This is a genomic window from Aeromonas aquatica (assembly GCF_000764655.1).
Classification (GTDB): domain Bacteria; phylum Pseudomonadota; class Gammaproteobacteria; order Enterobacterales; family Aeromonadaceae; genus Aeromonas; species Aeromonas aquatica.
This window is the reverse complement of the sequence record NZ_JRGL01000071.1, coordinates 1-630: the sequence shown is the minus strand read 5'-3', so window position 1 is coordinate 630 and position 630 is coordinate 1. Positions and strand designations below refer to the sequence as shown.

Here is a 630-nt window from a genome sequence, read left to right as displayed (position 1 = left end):
CGATATAGACGCCTTCACGACCCGGGTTGGTATTTTCCTGGATCAGCCAGCGTATGTTGTCCTGAAGGACTTCGTCGCCACCGTCGGCGGCCATCTGGGCACGAATGTCGACGAGGTCCTGACTGACATTGGTAGAGGCATAACGGGTGACCTGCTTCTCCAGCAAGATCGGGTTCTTGGCAGGCTTGTCACCCTTGATCATGACAGTCGGGTTCTGCTTGTTCAGGGTCGGGGTAGCCACCACATTCAGCTTGGCGACCCCCACCACCGTGGTGTTGGTCACTGAGCGGGCGGAGATTTCCACCGCGCCTGTGCTCACGGCCTTGACCCGGCCAAATTTGTCGACGGTTGCCACCGCCTCATTGGAGCTGGACCAGGTGATGCCCTGCTTATGCAGCACCTCTTCGGGACTGCCGGGATAAGGCAGAGATTCATCAGGGATCAACATGGCTTCGATCGAGCGGGATTGGCCGACGACCAGTTCGGTGTTATTCCATATCCCCATTTTGATCTTGGCAGGCGCATCGAGATCGAGCACGGGCTTGGCCGCCACATCGGAATTATCGGGAGTCGTCGGCGTAATCGGCGTGGTCGGCGTGGTTGGAACGATGGGATCTCGCGGGGTACCAG

Annotated in this window: 1 protein-coding gene; it reads right to left on the bottom strand. The window is 58.7% G+C overall.

Translation table 11 applies throughout. The features are described from left to right. On the bottom strand, positions 1 to 630 hold a 630-nt coding region (locus LG30_RS21135; protein ID WP_193354257.1), incomplete at both ends, for an Ig-like domain-containing protein.